This is a genomic window from Rhizobium giardinii bv. giardinii H152, from assembly GCF_000379605.1.
In the GTDB taxonomy this organism is placed as follows: domain Bacteria; phylum Pseudomonadota; class Alphaproteobacteria; order Rhizobiales; family Rhizobiaceae; genus Pararhizobium; species Pararhizobium giardinii.
On the sequence record NZ_KB902680.1, the window covers coordinates 445413 to 462710 of the forward strand.

Sequence of the window (17298 nt, forward strand, 5' to 3'; positions counted from 1 at the left end):
ATAGGATCAGTCATTCTACAAAGAAACTGCTTTCAAAACAAGATTGGTTCGGGAGGATATGATGAAACTGCAGCTCTTTGCTCACCCCTTCTCGTCCTACTGCCAGAAGGTCATCACCGCGCTCTACGAAAACGGCACGCCGTTCGAGCTGCGCATGCTTGGCGAGGAGACGCCGGAGGCCATTACCGAGTGGTGCGCACTCTGGCCGATGAAGCGGATGCCGGTCCTGAAGGACGGTGACGAGACCGTGCTGGAGTCGACGATCATCATCGAATATCTGGCGCTCAGCCATCCCGGCCCCGTCCGCCTGATCCCCGCGGATGCCAGGGCTGCCCTCAAGACCCGCTTGATGGACCGCTTCTTCGACAACTACGTCATGACCCCGATGCAGAAGGTGGTGTTCAACCAGATCCGGCCGGAAGCCGACCGCGATCCCTATGGTGTCCGCGAGGCGAAAGCTATGCTCGACAACGCCTATGCCTGGCTCGACGGCGCGATCGCCACATCAGAATGGGCGTCCGGCGATGCGTTCAGCCTCGCCGATTGCGCCGCCGCCCCGTCGCTGTTCTATGCCGACTGGGTCCATCCGATCCCTGAGACACTGGCGAACGCCCGCGCCTACCGCGCCCGGCTTCTCGCCCGCCCCTCCTTTGCCCGCGCCGTCGACGAAGCCCGGCCGTATCGCGGCTTCTTCCCGCTCGGCGCCCCGGATCGGGATTGAAGGTAAGAGCGTACCGACAACAACGAAGCCGGAGCGCCTCCGCATTGACTGCCTATCGGCCCTCGTATGGTCGGGCAGGAATCGGGTGGCGCCGGACAGCCCTTGTTGCGATTGAACCTCCCGTAACCCAACAGGAGGTTCAACCATGACCACGCTTTCCAACAAGGTCGCCATCATCACCGGCGCCAGCTCCGGCATTGGCCGTGCCACGGCAAAGCTCTTCGCCAGCGAGGGCGCGCGCCTCGTCGTCTCCGGCCGCCGCAAGAGCGCGCTGGACGAACTCGTCGCCGAAATCGAGGCGGAGGGCGGCGAGGCCCTCGCGATAGACGGCGATGTCCGTGACGAAGCCCATGCGGAAGCCTTGGTGGCTGCGGCAACGGAAAAATTCGGCGGCCTCGACATCGCCTTCAACAATGCCGGCAGCACCGGCGAAATGGCGCCGATCGCGCAGTTGACGCCGGACGGATGGCGGCAGACGATCGACACCAACCTCACCAGCGCCTTCTTCGGCGCGCGATATCAGGTCCCGGCGCTCGAAGCGCGCGGCGGCGGTTCGTTGATCTTCACCTCCAGCTTCGTTGGCTACACCGCCGGCATGCCGGGCATGAGCGCCTATGCCGCGGCCAAGGCGGGTCTTGTCGGACTGACACAGGTTCTGGCGACCGAACTCGGCACAAAGGGCATCCGCGTCAACGCGATCCTGCCCGGCGGAACCGATACGCCTGCGAGCATCACCAACGCCCCGGATGCCGGACCGGACGTCCTTGCGTTCGTTGAAGGCCTGCATGCGCTGAAGCGGATGGCAAGGCCGGAAGAAATCGCCCAATCCGTGCTCTACCTCGCCTCGGATGCTTCCCGCTTCACCACCGGCACGGCCATGCTCGTCGACGGCGGCGCTTCGATCAGCCGAACCTGAGGCGTCCGGCCATCTTCGCAAAAAGCAAATCACGCTCGCTTTCACATCCCCTACAATGGTGATTGGACTTCTTCATGAGCAATATCTAACATTCATATGCTGTTGCCTTGGCCGAAACCGGAACGGCGTTTTACACCATAGCGTTTTTGACTTCCTCTCGGGGAGAGCGTTTTAGAGGCAATGTATTCTCAAGCCATTTTAGGGCCCGCCACCACGTGACGGGCTCTTTGCATGTATAGCGCGGCCCGTCAGGCAAGCGATCACCCAATGGGTCAATGCATGCATCCCGAATGATGCTACGCCATTGAGCCACCCCGCGCACCGGATGCGTGGGGTTGCTCCCTTTCCGATCCGTGCCCCTCCATTGTTTATAGGCATTGTGGCGGCCGCAATGGGTCGAAATTTTCCCCGTTCATCCCCGCCCTTTGCGCCTGTGCCATACTCCCCTTGTCCCGCCATCGGATACACCGGATAGCGTTGCCGGCGAGGCGGGGCCGGTGCCTTCGGTCTGTGTTTGAAACNCAGGCGCGGCCGCGGGGGCCTGCAGAAAATGGTTTCCCTCTCGCCTGAAACAGGGCGGGGCGTGCCTGTGAGGCACACATGAGGAGCGGCGACTGGCGTGTCGGAAGACAGGCCTTTCGTGGTGCCGTCGATGCTGGAGCAATCCGGTAAAAGTCGAGCGCCACCCTGTGCCGAAAAAAGGTGCCGCCATCCCCGCAGAGAAACCGGAGTTGCAGGTAAAAACCACCGAGACGGGGCACGTCGCGTGTCACCTACTATTACTTAACTGAGGCACCCGACGTGCCCCGGCCGATCCCGCCTGGCCCTTGAGGCCGGCGAACCGAAATGACTTGAAGCACGGGCGAAAAGCCGCCGCGTGAACGCATCCGGCCGCCCTCTCACCTCTCGGAGTCTCCCATGTCCCAACCGGAATTCACCGACTACGAAAAACGCCTTTCCGCTGATCACGAGCTCCGCTGCCGTGCTCTCTTGACCGTCGAACTGATCTGGAGAACCTGCAGGACCCGCAAATGCGGCCGTGATCGGGCCTGCACCGGCCCGATGCTGGTCTCGGCCCATCAGGACCGCAAGGTCCGCATCCAGCGAGAGATCGGCCTGTCCGGCCATGCCTGCGCCCGCTTGCCGGCCTGTGTTGCCAACGCGCAGGAACCGGCCTTCCAGATCTTCGAGAGGATCATGGACGAGCTTCAGAAATATCAGATCGAGCACCCCGAATACCGCCTGCCGAAATTCGACCGCTGCCTGAAGGGGCGCCAGTTGCCGCAGGGGCTTCCCAACCCTTGACTTTCGCCCCCGATCGTCCGACTTCACAGGGAGCCTCTCCAAGGAGTTCCGACCATGAGCGAACAAGCGCGTACCACCATCGACCAGGCGCAAGTCGACCGCTTTTCCGCCATGGCCGCCGAATGGTGGGACCCGAAGGGCAAGTTCCGGCCGTTGCACAAGTTCAACCCGGTCCGCCTTGCCTATATCCGCGATCGCGTCTCGGAAAATTTCGGCCGCGACGCCAAGGCGCCGCAACCGCTGAAGGGCCTGCGCCTCCTCGATATCGGCTGCGGCGGCGGCCTTCTGTCCGAGCCGATGGCCCGCATGGGTGCCGATGTAGTCGGCGCCGATGCGTCGGAAAAGAACATCATGATCGCCAAAACCCACGCGGCCGGCAGCGGCGTCGCCGTGGATTACCGCGCCGTGACGGCTGAGGCGCTTGCGCAAGCCGGCGAGACTTTCGACGTCGTGCTCAACATGGAAGTGGTCGAGCATGTCGCCGATGTCGAGTTCTTCGTCAGCATCTGCGCCTCGATGGTCCGCCCCGGCGGCCTGATGTTCGTCGCCACCATCAACCGGACGATCAAGGCGGCGGCGCTTGCCATCTTCGCCGCCGAAAACGTGCTGCGCTGGCTGCCGCGCGGCACCCATCAATACGAAAAACTCGTGCGCCCCGAGGAACTCGAAAAGCCGATCGAGGCGAGCGGCATGACCGTGACGGAGCGCACCGGCGTGTTCTTCAATCCGCTCGCCAACCAGTGGAATCTCTCGAAAGACATGGACGTCAACTATATGCTGGTGGCCAGACGCCCGGCCTCATAGGCACGACAGTGTCGAAAATATCCCCTCCGTCATTTTCGTGACACTCGCTCGGTCGAGAACAAGGAAACGGCTTCAGGCCAATCTCCCCTCGAGGTGAGATGCCCGGCAGGGCAGAGGGGAGCGCCACTGTCATGGAATGTGGGCCTCTGACCGGCCCCGAGCCGGCAAGGCGAAAAAGGAGAATGTCGCGATGAAAACCCTCGGCATCCTCCCGGGCGCAGACGCGCAGGCAGAGCCGATCGACTATATCGGCATCTGCGAAGCCTCGGCCGCCGTCGCCCTTGACGACACTCATTTCGTCGTTGCCAGCGACGAAACCAACACCTTCCAGATCTATCGCCGCGGCATTGCCAAGCCCGTGCGGGCGCTGAAATTCAAGAGCTTCATCGGCAACGAGAAATCCGATATCGAGGCAGCCGCCCGCATCGGCGACCGGGTCTATTGGATAAGCTCCTTCTCCCGGCCCGGTGACGGCGGAAACGCCAGCGGCCGCTCCATCCTCTTCGCCTCCAGAATTGTCCAAGCCGAAGACGGCCCGACGCTCGAACCCGTCGGCGCGCCCTTCGAGGGCCTGCGCGGATACATGAAGAAGGAGTTGCACCGCCCCGGCACCGACATCAATATCGAGGGCCTCGCCGGGACCCCGGAAGGCGACCTGATGATCGGCTTTCGTGCACCGCTCATCGACAAGATGGCACCGGTGCTCCGCCTGACCAACGCCGCCGCCGTCACCGAGCGCGGCGAGGAGCCGCGCTTCGGCAAGCCGCACCTGCTCGACCTCGACGATCACGGCATCCGCAGCATCGACTGGACAGGCCTTTTGCCGCCGGTCTATCTCGTCCTCGCCGGCCCCGCGAAAGACAAGGGCGAAAAATTTTCGCTCTATTCCTGGAGCGGCGACGACCGCCCGCCGGTGAAACTTCCGCCCAGGTTCCCGAGCGATTTCACCGCCGAGGCGCTCGTCATCTACCCCGAAAAAGGCCTCGTCCAGATCCTCAGCGACGACGGCAAGAAGGGCGTGAAGGAGAGCGGTGTCCCAAAGAAGAAACGCCGCTTCCGCAGCATCGACGTCACCTTTTGACGCATCAGCCGTTTCGACGGCCCTCTCGCCCCTCACCTTCCCCTTTCCCCGCAGGCGGGAAGAGGGAAATGCGGAGTGCGCCGCTTGTCCCTTCTCCCCGTCCAACGGGGAGAAGGTGGCCGGCAGGCCGGATGAGGGGCGCGCCGCAGACGAAGATACATCTGGACGCGACAGCCAGGAACGCTGAATCCCCGCCCCTTGCTCCCACGCTAGACTTTCCACGACTGGGCAAGCCGATCGGCCGGCCCGCCGCTGTGTTGCCGCTTCGCCCTCGGCGGCGAAGGGCTCTTTGAAAAGTGAAGGTCCGCGTTGTTCCTCATGGAGACGTCAAAGCTGGTCCCCGTCCAAAGGCACGATTTTATTGCGCGTCCAGGCCGAGCGGCCGGGAGTGTGCTTGCGCCAAGCCAATCTGCAACGTATAGGTGCACGATCGAGGGAGCGAAGACACGATGATCCGCATGTTGCAAGGCGACGACGAAGCGCAATGGCGTGCGTTATGGACAGAATATCTCGACTTCGATGGCAGCACACTTGATTCCACCATCCATGATCGCACCTGGGCTCGCCTTCTGAAAGAAGGTGACCCGATGCACGGCGCGTTGGCATTGGCGGGCGGTGAAGCGGTGGGCTTCGTGCATTACATTTTCCACCCCTCGACCTGGAGCCTCGGCGATTCCTGCTATTTACAGGATTTATTTGTCGCGCCGAAGGCTCGCGGGAAGGGTTACGGCCGGGCGCTGATCACCCACGTATGTGCAGAAGCAGCTACTGTTGGATCGTCGCGCGTTTACTGGCAAACGCAGGCGGACAATGCCACTGCGATCGCGCTTTATGAAAAAGTCGCCGAACGATCGGGCTACATCCAGTTTCGGAAGTCGGTTCCGAGCTAAATTTTCCCCCGAAGCGAAATGCAACCCAGGCCAAGCGGGGGGCCAACCTTCATAGGGCCGCATTGATCGGCATTCTCTTGGCTAAGGATTTCCCGAGCTAAAGCCTGCTCCGCGGGGCAGGCCCGACATCCCCGCCCCTTTCGGCCGTGCTAGACTTTCAGCGACTGAACATGGGCAAGAAGATCGGCCTGCCCACGGCTGTTTGCCTCGGCAATCGAGCGGACACGCTGCCGGTCGATAGTATAAGCTTCGCCATCAGCGGCGAAGGGTTCTTTGAACGTGAAGGCCCGGGCCGTTGCGCCATTGTCATGGAGATACTCCAGCCGCTCGACGCCTTCTGACCAGTCGGGAATATGCCGCCCGTCGACCCACCAAAGCACCAGTGGCGGCCAGTCCGGTTTGACGTTCCAGTTGCGCGCGTGTTTCAGCGCGTCGGCATGCACGCCGCTGTAGGCAAAGGCCATCAGCGATTCGATGTCTTTCCAGACGGACAGCGACGAGGGCGCGCTGTCGAAGCCGCTGCCGAGGATAAACCGGGGAAACACCTGGGGCCCCCAGCTTCGCGGGCCCGGTACGCCGCGGTAACCGGACCGGCCGATAAAACCGGAGGCCCGCGCCGCCGCCTCGAAATTGGCCGGCTCGCGAAGAACGAAGCCTTCGACGGCGGGATCGCCCTCAGGGCCGACATGCAGGCCGAAATTATAGATCGCCAAATGATACCGGCTGTCGCCGGACATCAGTTCACGTCGTCCGGCAACACCGGCAGCGGCGCGATCTCTATGCCCTCTTCCAGCAGCGCCCGCGCCTCGTCGGCCGTCGCCTTGCCGATCAGGCCGCGCTCCTCGGCTTCACCATAGTGAATCTTGCGCGCTTCCTCGGGAAACTTTTCGCCGACATCGTCGGAGTTCTCGCGAATCGCCGTCACCAGTTCGCGGATCTTGGCGACTGCTTCCTTGCGCGCCTGATCCATCATCAGGACTTTCGCTTCGTCCTTCTTGCGGCTGGTCGACACCGAGGGCGCCATCAGTTCCTTGGCGACGGACACGGAGCCGCAGACCGGGCAAGAAACCAGCCCAAGCTCCGCCTGCCGGTCGAAATCGGCGCTCGACGAAAACCAGCCATCGAAGGAATGGCCGCTGTCACAGGAGAGCGTGTATTTGATCAAGCCGCCACACCTCCCGCAGCAGGGAGCGGCACTTCCTCCAGCGAAAACGCCCGGCCGTTTTTCAGGTTCGGAATTTTCGCCCGCGCGGCTGCAACTGCCGCAATATCGATTTCGGCCATTACGACCGCCTCGCCGGTGCTGCCGGCCGAAGCCAGAACGACGCCCCAGGGGTCGACGATCATCGAGTGACCGTAGGTCTCGCGGCCATCCTCGTGCCGGCCGGCCTGCGCGGCGGCGATGACGAACATGCCGTTTTCGATCGCTCGCGCCCGAAGCAGCACTTCCCAATGCGCCTCGCCGGTCTGGCGGGTAAAGGCGGCGGGCAGCGACATGATCTCAGCCCCGGCCGCCGCCTGCGCCCGGAAGAGTTCGGGAAAGCGGACGTCGTAGCAGATCGCGCAACCGAGCTTGCCGAACGGCAGGTTCACCAGCCGCGCCGTGCCGCCCGGCGTATAGGCCGAGCTCTCCCGCCAGCTTTCGCCATTGTCGAGATCGACGTCGAACATGTGGATCTTGTCGTAGTGAGTGATCTTGCTGCCGTCGGGGCCGAAGAGGAACCCGCGATTGGCCATCTTGCCGTCCGCAAGTCCGATCGCCGTCGAGCCGACATGCAGATGGATGCCGAGCTCGGCCGCAAGCGCGCGGGCCGCCTTGACGATCAGGTCGCCGTCCTCGTCGCGCAAGGCCGCCTTCATCGCGGCGCGGTCGCGCTGCAGCGCGCCGGTCATTTCCGGCGTCTGGACATAGATTGCGCCGCGCGAGGCCGCGTCCCGGACGAGCCGGGCCATCGTCTCGGCGTTCCTCGCCGGATCGACGCCGGAACACATCTGGATCGCTGCAGCCTTGAACGTCATCGAAGCGTCTCCTTATGCGGCAAGCATCTCGTCGAGCTTGCCGGCACGGTCGAGCGCATGCAGGTCGTCGCAACCGCCGATATGAGCGTTGTTGATGAAGATCTGCGGGAAGGTCGTTCCACCGTTCGACCGCTCGATCATCTTCTGCCGCACCTCCGGCGCATAGGTGGCGTCATGCTCCTCGAATTCGACCCCCTTGGTTTCGAGAAGTTTCTTCGCCGCTGAACAATAACCGCAGAACTGACGAGTATAAATCACCACCGAAGCCATGTCTTACCTGCTCCTTCGCCGACCCTCTGCCGGCATCATCTTTCCTGTCATATAAGGCCGGACATGGCTCTTGCAAAGGTCAAAACCGTGACATCGCCGGCCCCTGCCTTCTTCAGCGCCCGCGTCGCCGCCGAAACCGTCGCACCCGTCGTGTATACGTCGTCGACCAGCACGACGCGCTTGCCGAACAGCGCCGTCTTGCCCGCCTCGGTGACGGCAAACGCGCCGCGCACATTGTTCTCGCGCGCCTGAGCACCAAGCCCGACTTGCCGCGCGGTCCGCTTGGTGCGGATCAGGGCGGTCGCCAGATAGGGCTTGCCCGAGAGCCGGGCGATGGCGCGGGCAAGCTCGGCCGACTGGTTGAACCGGCGTCCCCAAAGCCGATAGGCGTGCAGCGGAACGGGAAGGATCGCATCGCACGCCTCGACAGTCCCGTCGCTGGCACGGACCATCCAGCCAGCCATCATGATGGCGAGATCGGTGCGGTCACGATATTTCAAGCCGTGGACGAGCGAGCGGGCAATGCCGTCATGGATGGCGACCGATCGCAACCGGTCGAACACCGGCGGGTTGGCGATGGCATCGGCCGAAAGTATGCCGGCACCGAGATCATGTGAGAACGGTAGGCCGAGAACCTCGCAATACGGCCGCTCGATCAGCCGCAAGGTCGCCCAGCAGGCGGGGCACACGCCACGATGCTGGCCAACCATGCGGCCGCACCCGGTGCAGACCGGCGGATAGACGGCATCGACCGCCGCGGTGATCAGACCGCGCAAGCCCCTGCCCAGCCGCCATCCCGGATTTTCCGCCTCTTCGCCCCGCATGAGGTTGACTTTACGATGAGGCGGGTTTCATTGCGATCAGATTTTTGGGCGACCAGATTTTTGGGCGATCAGATTTGGGCGATCGGATTATTGGAGAGCCACCGTGGATATCGTTTTCGACCAGACACTCATCGAAGCCCGCCGCAAGCGGGCGCTGCGCAACGGCGACCCGAAGGCGCAATTCCTGCTTGAGATCGCCGGCCGCGAGCTCGCCGAGCGCCTGAGCGTCGTCGAGCGCCATTTCGACAAGGCCGTCGAGCTGCATGGCTATACCGGGCTGACCGCCGCGTTCCTCGCCGAAACCGGCAAGGTGTCCGACATCGAGCGCGTCGAGATCGACGAGGTCTTCGCAAAGGCCGATGATACCGTCTCTGTCGCTTCGCTCGAGACGGTGCCGCTGGCGCCGGAATCGGCCAATCTCATCGTCTCGCCGCTGTCGCTGCACCTGACCAACGACACGCCCGGCGTCTTCATCCAGATCCGCCGGGCCCTGAAGCCGGACGGCCTGTTCCTTGCAGCCATCCCCGGCAGCGGCACGCTGCAGGAATTGCGCGAGGTCCTGCTTGCGGCAGAGAGCGAGATGACCGGCGGCGCCAGCCCCCGCGTCATTCCCTTTGCCGATGTCCGCGACATCGGCGCGCTCTTACAGCGGGCCGGCTTCACGCTGCCGGTCGCCGACACGGAGACCTACACCGTGCGCTACGATTCCCTGTTTGCGCTGCTGAAGGACCTCCGGGCGATGGGCATGACCAATCCGCTCGCCGCACGCAGCCGCAAGCCCCTCACCCGTCAATTTTTCTTGAGAGCCGCGGAAATCTATGCGGATCGTTTCTCGGATCCGGACGGCCGCATTCGGGCGACCTTCTCGATCATCTACATTTCCGGCTGGGCGCCGCATGAAAGCCAGCAGAAGCCGCTGAGGCCGGGCTCGGCAAAACAACGGCTATCAGATGCCCTCAGCACACGCGAACTGCCGCTGAAAGATCAGTGAAACACGTCAGGAAGAAGCGCCGTTGATCGCGGTGCTGATTTTGTCGAACACCTCCAGCAGGGAATCCGAGAAGCCTCCGAGACCGACGATCAGCGCAACCGATATGAGGCTTGCCAAGAGGCCGTATTCGACCACCGTGGCGCCGGATTTGTCGGTCACGAAATGAGCGAGTGTCTTCATATGCTCCCAGCCTGTCAGGCGCATGTCCCGCGGATGACGTCATCCGGAAAGGACGGGCATGCGCGCATCGTTGTCGGACCGCGTTGGTCCAGGCTGGCAGCGAACGTGGACCGGGCGCATGCCCGGCACAAAGGCTTCAGCAGCCGCTTTTGGCTCCATCACCGTCGATGATGCAGACGGCGCCCGGCATTTCCTGCAGCACGCTCCGGCGCACCGTGTAGCGCTTGGCATTCGGGCTGCTGGGAATGGAGCCGGTCGAGATATTGTCGTAGTCGATCGGTGCATCCGCGAGCACCTTCTTGTCCGACTTCGACGCCAGCATCGGTGTCAGGATCAGGGTCAACGCGATGACGGCCGTTCCGAACAGCAGCGACAGATTGAGCACGCCAGTCCGACGGCTCTGGCTCGTCACCAGATCCTTGTCCTGAACCGTTCTCCAAAAATCGTCGTCAACCATCGTCTGCCTCTCGAATGCCTGCGCTAACCTGAAGACGGTACACTCTCACCGCTCCAGACCATGTCCGCGCCGATACACGACCGGTGCCAATCGCGGGAATCATCCCTTAACCGTAGACACCGGCACTTCACTGAAGGCGATTTTGCGTGAGGGTGATAAATGTTCGATTAATGAAATCGAAATTTCCAGGATTTGATCAAAGCAAGTCCATTAAGTAGGGGATAAGTGGCTCGTCCGCCGGTGGCATCGGATAGTCCCGCAAAGCTTTCGGTCGAACCCACTTTATGGCCTGCCCTTCCCGCCCGTGGGCAACGCCCTCGTAGCGCCGGCAGACATAGAGCGGCATCAGCAGATGGAAGCTGTCATAAGTGTGGCTGGCGAAGGTCAGCGGTGCGAGACAGGCGACCTTGGTGCGGATGCCCAATTCCTCGTCCAGTTCGCGAATAAGGGTCTCTTCCGGCGTTTCGCCCGGCTCCACCTTGCCCCCAGGAAACTCCCAGAGACCGGCGAGCGACTTGCCCTCAGGACGCTGGGCAAGCAGGATGCGGCCATCACCGTCGACCAGTGCGCAGGCCGCCACCAACAGAATGTTCCGCTCCGGAGAGCTCATCGCGAGACCCCCTGCCGCCTGTAGGAATAACGATAGACGTCCCTGAAACCGAACTTGCGATAAAGCGCAATCGCCGCCTCGTTGTCGCTGTCCACCGCAAGCCATGCCGTTCGGGCACCGCGCAAACGGGCCCAGCGCAGCGAGGCATTGACGACCGATGCACCGATGCCCTGCCGGCGGACACCCGGCGCGACGGCAACGCCGAGAATGCCGGCGAGATCGTTGTCGTGAACCGCAAGCGACACGGCGGTTGGACCGTGCTCGGGCGATTCGAACAGAAACAGGCCGCATTCCGGCTTGATGGCATTGATGACCTCGGCCAGGCCTGCCCTGCCCTGGGTGTTTTCACCGCAGATCTGCAAACGGGCGTCGACGAACCGGCCGACATCGCGAAGAGGCAGGTGTTCGATCGCTTCCGTCGTGTCGTTCGGTGGAATGTCGGCCATCATCACGATGGTTTCGGAAAACTCCTGCCAGCCGTTTGCATCCATGTGGGCGATCAATTGCGGCGGCGCCAGCGGCGTCTGCCGCACCGTCAGCGGCCGGCCGTATTCGGCAAAACGCCTGGCGGCTTTCTCGAGGCGGATTTCCAGATCGCGGTAGTCGGACGGGTCAAGCGGATTGACGGAGTTCAACCGCTTGGAATCATGCCCCGCCGTAAGCCGGACCAGCCAGCTGCCGTCATACTGCACCGATGCCGCCGGCCAGGCGCGAAAGCCGACGGCTTCCAGGCGGCGGACATTCGGCAGGTCGGCTTTGGAAATCATGTCCTGCACCTGGATTCAGCTCCGATAATCGCCGTTGATCTCGACATACTCCTTGGTCAGATCACAGGTATAGACCGTCGCCTTGCCGGAGCCGAGACCGATCTCGACGCGGATGGCGATGTCCTGCTCCTTCATCACCGCCGTTGCCGCGGCTTCCGAATAGGACGGATCACGCTCGCCCTCGACGGCAACGCGAACATCGCCGAACCAGATCGCCAGCCGATCGCGGTCAGCCATTTCGCCGGACTTGCCGACGGCCATGACGACGCGGCCCCAATTGGCGTCTTCGCCGGCAACAGCCGTCTTGACGAGCGGCGAGTTGGCGATTGACAGGGCGATACGCTTGGCGGCCTGGTCGCTTTCGGCGCCCTCGACCGTGACCGCGACCATCTTGCGGGCGCCTTCGCCATCGCGCACGACCTGCAAGGCAAGGTCACGCAAAAGGTCGTTCAGCGCGGTGCGGAAGCCTTGAAGAGCCGGATCGGCAGGATCCGACACCTTCTTCTGGCCATCCCTTGAGGCAGCACCGGTAGCAAACAGCATGAGCGTATCGGACGTCGAGGTATCGCTGTCGACTGTGACGGAATTGAAGGTCGGGCCGGTTCCCTCGGACAGCAGCACCTGCAAGGCTTCCGGCGCGATATCGGCGTCGGTTACGACGAAGGAGAGCATGGTCGCCATGTCCGGCGCGATCATGCCGGCGCCCTTGGCGATGCCGTTGATGGTGACCGTGACGCCGCCGATCTCGGTGCTGCGGGTCGAAACCTTGGGATAGGTGTCGGTCGTCATGATCGCCTTGGCGGCCTCGAACCAGAAATCGTCGGTCGCCTGAACCGTCATGTCGCCGAGAACGCCAGCGAATTTCGTCGCGTCGAGCGGCTCGCCGATCACGCCGGTCGAGGCAAGGAAGACTTCGCCGGTAGAGCAGCCGACGGCTTGCGCCGCAGATTGCGCCGTCAGCTCGGTCGCTGCCTTGCCCTTCTTGCCGGTAAAGGCGTTCGCATTGCCGGAATTGACGACCACGGCGCGGGCAACGCCGCCCCGCAGGTTCTGGCGGCAGAAATCGACCGGGGCCGAGGGGCAGCGTGACCGGGTGAAAACGCCGGCAACGGCGGCCGGCTCATCGAAGACCATCAGCAGCACATCTGTGCGGTTCTTGTACTTGATGCCAGCGGCGGCGGTCGCCATGCGGACACCGCGCAGAGGCGGCATGTCGGCGAAGGATTTCGGGGCAAGCGGAGAAACGGAACCGGACATGGATCTGCCTTTTAGCAAAAAACCCGGCAAGCCGGGAAAGGAGAAATTGTTTCCAGGACAAGGGCCCCTCACCCTGACCCTCTCCCCGCAAGCGGGGAGAAGGTGGCCGGCAGGCCGGATGAGGGGCGCCTGATTAATTCGCGGTCTCGGCCTTGTTGGCGTCGTCATAGGCCTTCTTGAGTGCCGGATCGGTGATGTCGACACCGGTCTCCTTTTTGGCGCTCGTCAGGAGGTCGATGTACTTGTCACGCATGACGAGCTGCTTGACCTGCTGCTCGACCTGGGCCAGCGGTGGCGGCGCCTGCTTGCGCTTGTCTTCGAGCAGGATGACATGGAAGCCGAACTGGGTCTTCACCGGCGCTTCCGTATACTTGCCCTTTTCGAGCTTGAAGGCGGCTTCCGAGAATTCCGGAACCATGCGGTCCTTGGTGAAATAGCCGAGATCGCCGCCGTCTGCCTTGTTCGGGTCGGTCGACTTTTCCTTGGCGAGCGTCGCAAAATCCTTGCCCGCGTCGAGATCCTTGATGATCGCCTTGGCTTCGTCCTCGGTCTTCACCAGGATATGGCGCGCCTTGACCTCTTCCTGCGGCGTGATCTTGGCGATTTCCGCGTCGTAGCGCGCCTTGACTTCTTCCGGCTTCACGGCGTCGACGACGTGCTTCTTGAAGAAGGCATTGTGCAGCTCGCGTTCGGTCAGATAGGCGATGCGCTGCTTGAAGGCTGCATCATCCTGCAGTCCTTCCTTGGAAGCATCCTTGGCGAGCAGCTTGACGTCGATCAGGCCCGAAAGGGCTGCAGCGCGCTTCTGCTCGTCCGGCAGCTGGGCGAGCTGCGGATCGAGGCCGGTAAGGGCCAGATCGAGCTCCGACTTGTGGATCTCGGCATCGCCCACCTTGGCGATGACAGGATCGGCGGCATCCTGCGCGGTCGCCGGCGTCTGGGCGGCCATGACGGCAACCAGGGCAACCGCCGCAAGCATCTTGTATTTCAACATCCTCGTACCTTCCACCTGTGCTATCCGGAACCGTGCTCGCGGCCGGCCTGAAAAACGTTCCACATCATCAGATTGTGGCCGTTCTGTAGCCTTGGCGCGCCTCAACTCCCGTTGACATAATTCGACCCCCCTCTTATCTGTCACGCAACCTCGCGTCCAGAACAGTTCCGGGCGTTTCATAGTATTTCGCGGAAATTCCCCCGCGTTGGCGACATACAGGAAAGGACCATTCTTATGGTCAGTCTCGGCGGCCTCGCCCGCAAAATTTTCGGGTCATCGAATGACCGGCGTGTGCGCGGCTACAAGGCCAAGGTGGATGCCATCAATGCGTTGGAAGCCGAAACCAAAGCGCTTTCCGACGAGGCACTGGCTGCAAAGACCGTGGAATTCCGCAAGCAACTGGCCGATGGCAAGACGCTTGACGACCTTTTGGTTCCAGCCTTTGCGGTGGTGCGCGAGGCCGCCCGCCGCGTCCTTGGCCTGCGGCCCTTCGACGTGCAGCTGATCGGCGGCATGATCCTGCACGAGAAATCCATCGCCGAAATGAAGACCGGTGAAGGCAAGACGCTGGTGGCGACGCTGCCGGTCTACCTCAATGCGCTGGCCGGCAAGGGCGTGCACGTCGTCACCGTCAACGACTACCTCGCGACGCGCGACTCGGGGATGATGGGCCGCGTTTACGGTTTCCTCGGCATGACCACCGGCGTCATCGTTCACGGGCTGACCGACGACCAGCGCCGCGCCGCCTATGCCTGCGACGTGACCTACGCGACCAACAACGAACTCGGCTTCGACTATCTGCGCGACAACATGAAGTACGAGCGCAGCCAGATGGTCCAGCGCGGCCACTTCTTCGCCATCGTCGACGAAGTCGACTCGATCCTGGTCGACGAAGCGCGCACACCGCTGATCATTTCCGGCCCGCTCGACGACCGGTCCGAACTCTACAACACCATCGACAAGTTCATCCCTCTCCTGTCCCCGGAAGACTACGAGATCGACGAAAAGCAGCGCTCCGCCAACTTCTCCGAGGATGGCACCGAGAAGCTCGAAAACCTGCTGCGTGAAGCGAACCTGCTGAAAGGCGAGACGCTCTACGACGTCGAGAACGTCGCGATCGTCCACCACGTCAACAATGCCTTGAAGGCCCACAAGCTCTTCCAGAAGGACAAGGACTATATCGTCCGCAACGACGAGATCGTCATCATCGACGAATTCACCGGCCGCATGATGCCGGGCCGCCGCTATTCGGAAGGCCAGCACCAGGCACTCGAAGCCAAGGAAAAGGTGACGATCCAGCCGGAAAACCAGACGCTGGCTTCGGTCACCTTCCAGAACTACTTCCGCATGTACAAGAAGCTCGGCGGCATGACCGGTACGGCGTCGACGGAAGCCGAGGAATTCGGCAACATCTATGGCCTCGAAGTCGTGGAAGTGCCGACCAACCTGCCGATCAAGCGCATCGACGAGGACGACGAGGTCTACCGGACGGCGGAAGAGAAATTCAAGGCGATCATCGCCGAGATCATGGACAGCCACAAGCGCGGCCAGCCGATCCTCGTCGGCACGACCTCGATCGAAAAGTCCGAGCTTCTGGCAGGGCTTCTGAAGAAGACCGGGTTCACCAACTTCCAGGTCCTGAATGCCCGCTATCACGAGCAGGAAGCCTATATCGTTTCGCAGGCCGGCGTTCCGGGTGCCGTGACGATTGCCACCAACATGGCCGGCCGAGGCACCGACATCCAGCTCGGCGGCAACCTCGAAATGCGCATGGCGGCCGAACTCGGCGACATGGAACACGGCCCCGAGCGGGAAGCGAAGGAAGCCGCCATCCGGGCCGAGGTCCAGCGCCTGAAGGACATCGCGCTGGCCGCCGGCGGTCTCTACGTTCTGGCAACCGAACGCCATGAAAGCCGCCGCATCGACAACCAGCTGCGCGGCCGCTCCGGTCGCCAGGGCGACCCCGGCCGCTCGAAATTCTTCCTGTCGCTGCAGGACGACCTGATGCGCATCTTCGGCTCTGACCGTATGGATTCGATGCTGCAGAAGCTGGGTCTCAAGGAAGGCGAGGCGATCGTCCATCCCTGGATCAACAAGGCTCTCGAGCGTGCCCAGAAAAAGGTTGAAGCCCGCAACTTCGACACGCGCAAAAACCTGCTGAAATACGACGACGTTTTGAACGACCAGCGCAAGGTGATCTTCGAGCAGCGCATCGAGATGATGGATGCGACGGACATCTCCGAAACCGTCGCCGACATGCGCCACGAGGTCATCGAGGACATCGTCGCCAAGCGCATCCCGGAAAAGGCCTATGCCGAACAGTGGGACGCCATCGGGCTGAAGACCGATGTGCAGAACTCGCTCAACCTCGACCTGCCGATCGTAGAATGGGCAGCCGAGGAAGGCATCGACGAGAACGACATCCGCGAGCGGATCATCGCCGAAGCAGACAAGGCTGCGGCTGACCGGGCGGAACGCTTCGGTCCCGATATCATGCTGTATGTCGAACGCTCGGTCGTGCTGCAGACACTTGATCACCTCTGGCGCGAGCACATCGTCAATCTCGACCACCTGCGTTCCGTCATCGGCTTCCGCGGCTATGCGCAGCGCGATCCGCTGCAGGAATACAAATCCGAAGCCTTCGAGCTGTTCCAGGCGCTTTTGACCAATCTTCGCCAGGCCGTTACCGCACAACTGATGCGCGTCGAACTGGTGCGCGAAGCAGCAGAGGCGCCGCAGCCGGCACCGCCGCAGATGGTCGGCCACCATATCGACCCGATCACCGGCGAGGACGATTTTGCCGACAGCATCAACCTGAATGTCGTTCCGCCGCAAAACCGCAATCCGCAGGATCCGTCGACCTGGGGCAAGATTGCCCGCAACGAAGCCTGCCCCTGCGGTTCCGGCAAGAAATACAAGCACTGCCATGGGGCTTTCGAGGCTTGAAAGCCCGCAACTTGATTTTACAAGCGGCATCGCTTATTTCTGGAGTGGAAGGCGGGATTGCCCTCCCGCCTGCCTGAATTCTTACCTGAAGTTGACCCGGACAGCCATTGACCAGCCTGTCCGGGTTTTTCTTACGGTAAGCGTGATGCTAAATGGCTTTGGCCACATAGATCACCTCCAGATTCGACAGCAAGGCCGTTGCCTCGGCCGGGAGGCCCATCCCCCCGGTTGCGCAAGCTGATTTTACGCACGCTGCTTCTGCCACC

General features: G+C 62.4%; 19 protein-coding genes. 8 read left to right on the forward strand and 11 right to left on the reverse strand.

Annotation, left to right across the window (positions count from 1 at the left end):
- Window positions 1–61 precede the first annotated feature (61 nt).
- The 6 genes from A3AY_RS0117935 (at window position 62) to A3AY_RS0117960 (ending at window position 5717) form a co-directional block, all read left to right on the forward strand.
- Window positions 62–721: a glutathione S-transferase family protein gene (locus A3AY_RS0117935; RefSeq protein ID WP_018327048.1), complete on the forward strand. Its 660-nt coding sequence runs from the start codon at window positions 62–64 to the stop codon at window positions 719–721.
- Between the two features lie 145 nt (window positions 722–866).
- On the forward strand, window positions 867–1637 hold the full coding sequence (locus A3AY_RS0117940; protein ID WP_018327049.1) for an SDR family oxidoreductase: 771 nt from the start codon (window positions 867–869) through the stop codon (window positions 1635–1637).
- A 918-nt stretch (window positions 1638–2555) separates the two neighbouring features.
- Window positions 2556–2942, forward strand: a complete 387-nt coding sequence (locus A3AY_RS0117945) for a hypothetical protein (protein ID WP_018327050.1) — start codon at window positions 2556–2558, stop codon at window positions 2940–2942.
- Between the two features lie 54 nt (window positions 2943–2996).
- Complete coding sequence (gene ubiG / locus A3AY_RS0117950) at window positions 2997–3746, forward strand: bifunctional 2-polyprenyl-6-hydroxyphenol methylase/3-demethylubiquinol 3-O-methyltransferase UbiG (protein WP_018327051.1); 750 nt, start codon at window positions 2997–2999, stop codon at window positions 3744–3746.
- Window positions 3747–3936: 190 nt separating this feature from the next.
- Window positions 3937–4827: a DUF3616 domain-containing protein gene (locus A3AY_RS37085; protein ID WP_026203569.1), complete on the forward strand. Its 891-nt coding sequence runs from the start codon at window positions 3937–3939 to the stop codon at window positions 4825–4827.
- 449 nt (window positions 4828–5276) lie between these two features.
- Entirely contained in the window at window positions 5277–5717 is a 441-nt protein-coding gene (locus A3AY_RS0117960) for a GNAT family N-acetyltransferase (protein WP_018327053.1), read from the forward strand.
- A 149-nt stretch (window positions 5718–5866) separates the two neighbouring features.
- Here the strand turns inward: A3AY_RS0117960 and A3AY_RS0117965 are convergent, their stop codons facing one another.
- Genes A3AY_RS0117965 through A3AY_RS0117985 form a run of 5 tightly spaced genes read right to left on the reverse strand, consistent with a single transcriptional unit; the run spans window position 5867 to window position 8830 of the window.
- Entirely contained in the window at window positions 5867–6454 is a 588-nt protein-coding gene (locus A3AY_RS0117965) for a DUF3291 domain-containing protein (protein WP_018327054.1), read from the reverse strand.
- On the reverse strand, window positions 6454–6882 hold the full coding sequence (locus A3AY_RS0117970) for a DUF1178 family protein (RefSeq protein WP_018327055.1): 429 nt from the start codon (window positions 6880–6882) through the stop codon (window positions 6454–6456). Before A3AY_RS0117970 ends, A3AY_RS0117965 begins: the two co-directional genes overlap by 1 nt.
- Window positions 6879–7736: a carbon-nitrogen hydrolase family protein gene (locus A3AY_RS0117975; RefSeq protein ID WP_018327056.1), complete on the reverse strand. Its 858-nt coding sequence runs from the start codon at window positions 7734–7736 to the stop codon at window positions 6879–6881. Before A3AY_RS0117975 ends, A3AY_RS0117970 begins: the two co-directional genes overlap by 4 nt.
- A gap of 12 nt (window positions 7737–7748) precedes the next feature.
- Window positions 7749–8006: a glutaredoxin 3 gene (gene grxC / locus A3AY_RS0117980; protein WP_018327057.1), complete on the reverse strand. Its 258-nt coding sequence runs from the start codon at window positions 8004–8006 to the stop codon at window positions 7749–7751.
- 47 nt (window positions 8007–8053) lie between these two features.
- Window positions 8054–8830 carry a ComF family protein gene (locus A3AY_RS0117985; protein WP_018327058.1) on the reverse strand — a complete coding sequence of 259 codons (777 nt, stop codon included), beginning with the start codon at window positions 8828–8830 and terminating at the stop codon, window positions 8054–8056.
- 103 nt (window positions 8831–8933) lie between these two features.
- Between A3AY_RS0117985 and A3AY_RS0117990 the strand changes: the two genes are divergently transcribed.
- The gene (locus A3AY_RS0117990) at window positions 8934–9821 is read left to right on the forward strand and encodes a methyltransferase domain-containing protein (RefSeq protein ID WP_018327059.1); all 888 of its coding nucleotides are present in this window, start codon (window positions 8934–8936) and stop codon (window positions 9819–9821) included.
- A 6-nt stretch (window positions 9822–9827) separates the two neighbouring features.
- Here the strand turns inward: A3AY_RS0117990 and A3AY_RS0117995 are convergent, their stop codons facing one another.
- The 6 genes from A3AY_RS0117995 to A3AY_RS0118025 all read right to left on the reverse strand — a co-directional run bounded on the left by A3AY_RS0117995 (window position 9828) and on the right by A3AY_RS0118025 (window position 14086).
- On the reverse strand, window positions 9828–10001 hold the full coding sequence (locus tag A3AY_RS0117995) for a Flp family type IVb pilin (RefSeq protein ID WP_026203571.1): 174 nt from the start codon (window positions 9999–10001) through the stop codon (window positions 9828–9830).
- 136 nt (window positions 10002–10137) lie between these two features.
- Window positions 10138–10458: a hypothetical protein gene (locus A3AY_RS0118000; protein WP_018327061.1), complete on the reverse strand. Its 321-nt coding sequence runs from the start codon at window positions 10456–10458 to the stop codon at window positions 10138–10140.
- 196 nt (window positions 10459–10654) lie between these two features.
- Complete coding sequence (mutT, locus tag A3AY_RS0118005; protein ID WP_026203572.1) at window positions 10655–11068, reverse strand: 8-oxo-dGTP diphosphatase MutT; 414 nt, start codon at window positions 11066–11068, stop codon at window positions 10655–10657.
- Entirely contained in the window at window positions 11065–11835 is a 771-nt protein-coding gene (locus A3AY_RS0118010) for a GNAT family N-acetyltransferase (protein WP_018327063.1), read from the reverse strand. The genes mutT and A3AY_RS0118010 overlap by 4 nt, the downstream gene beginning before the upstream one ends.
- Window positions 11836–11850: 15 nt before the next feature.
- Window positions 11851–13092 carry a bifunctional glutamate N-acetyltransferase/amino-acid acetyltransferase ArgJ gene (gene argJ / locus A3AY_RS0118015; protein ID WP_018327064.1) on the reverse strand — a complete coding sequence of 414 codons (1242 nt, stop codon included), beginning with the start codon at window positions 13090–13092 and terminating at the stop codon, window positions 11851–11853.
- Window positions 13093–13225: 133 nt separating this feature from the next.
- Window positions 13226–14086, reverse strand: coding sequence for a peptidylprolyl isomerase (locus tag A3AY_RS0118025; RefSeq protein ID WP_018327066.1), 861 nt, complete (start codon window positions 14084–14086; stop codon window positions 13226–13228).
- Between the two features lie 234 nt (window positions 14087–14320).
- Between A3AY_RS0118025 and secA the strand changes: the two genes are divergently transcribed.
- Window positions 14321–17032, forward strand: coding sequence for a preprotein translocase subunit SecA (gene secA / locus A3AY_RS0118030; protein ID WP_018327067.1), 2712 nt, complete (start codon window positions 14321–14323; stop codon window positions 17030–17032).
- Window positions 17033–17298 lie beyond the last annotated feature (266 nt).